Source organism: Mesobacillus subterraneus (genome assembly GCF_000934845.1).
Taxonomy (GTDB): domain Bacteria; phylum Bacillota; class Bacilli; order Bacillales; family Cytobacillaceae; genus Mesobacillus; species Mesobacillus stamsii.
In genome coordinates this window covers 1-1,121 of the sequence record NZ_JXIQ01000162.1, presented here as the reverse complement: position 1 = coordinate 1,121, position 1,121 = coordinate 1, and the positions used below count along the sequence as shown (strand labels likewise).

Genomic DNA, 1,121 nt, shown 5'->3' with positions numbered 1-1,121 from the left:
ACGTAAGCGCTTTGAAAGAGGATATGTCGAATGTAAAAGTAGACGTAAGCACTTTGAAAGAGGATATGTCCCATTTACAAAATAGCGCTGATGTCGTGCAAGCCGATATTTCAGAGGTTAAGGTTACGGTTACTCAAATCCAAGCTGCGCAAGCCGAGGATGTTATTGGCATATTAAAAGTGAGTAAAAAGAAAACAGACTTTGAAGTTGATTATTTGAACAATCGATTAACTGAAATCGACAAGCGCCTTTATGTTTTAGAAAAGATGGGACAAAATTAAGCTGTATTAAAGTATAGTTACTAACCTCATGAACGAATCATTTGCAGAGTTACATAAAAATTTCAACTGCATTTTCGGAAATTTTCTTCTTAGTATTCCTCCCATAAAAAATTCATATTTCTCCAAGAAAAGACGTGATAGTAGGAATTACTTGTAGAATAAGGTTCCTATATGAGTTGAGGTGAAAGGGAATGAAAAAGCGCATAAGCTTAGTGATTTTCATTTTGTTCTTCCTAAACGCTTGTACCCACAGAGATGAACCATATTGGGGGTTGAGTGCTACTTTTACAAAGGATGGCATGACCCTATATGGAAAAGAGGACCGGTTTGGCATGACTAAAATGAACGGAGAAATGGATGAGCCAGAGTTTCCTGTAGAAAAAGGGAGACTATACAAATTATACTTTTTTGATAATAGCAAGGATTTAACTGGTAAAAAATACAAAATGGTTGGAACCCATAAAGATTCGAGTAAGACTATGGAACTTTATCAACAAGAAATTATGGGTAGGCAAAGTGAAGCAAAGTTTGGGCTTAACCAAAAGGGCCTTTGGAAGATTGTTATATTAATTGAAGATGAGGAATATAGCAGTTTCGTTGTAGAGGCAAGATAGTGAAACGCAACAAATCTAAGTGTCAGTAAGGATTGAGAGGGATTTGCTACTATAGCAAATCCTTCTTTAATATGGAATGGCAATTTGAATGGAGATATTTGCCCGTCCCAGCGAACAGGCTCCCTTTTAACGGATTTCCTAAAGAAGTATCCCATCCTCAAGGAACGGGAAGGGCTAAAGCCCAATGAGTAGGTGGGAGATGAATTTTGGTTGGCTTTAGCCAAAG

At 37.3% G+C, this 1,121-nt stretch carries 2 protein-coding genes; both read left to right on the top strand.

Annotation, left to right across the window (positions count from 1 at the left end; genetic code table 11):
* The coding region (locus UB32_RS20100; protein WP_198528215.1) for a hypothetical protein at positions 1–281 on the top strand (281 nt) is incomplete at its 5' end.
* Between the two features lie 191 nt (positions 282–472).
* Positions 473–895, top strand: a complete 423-nt coding sequence (locus UB32_RS16900; protein ID WP_044395928.1) for a hypothetical protein — start codon at positions 473–475, stop codon at positions 893–895.
* Positions 896–1,121 lie beyond the last annotated feature (226 nt).

Excerpts from the sequence above, each read along its gene's own strand:
- UB32_RS16900 (WP_044395928.1), top strand. The coding sequence starts at position 473 with ATGAAAAAGCGCATAAGCTTAGTGATTTTCATTTTGTTCTTCCTAAAC.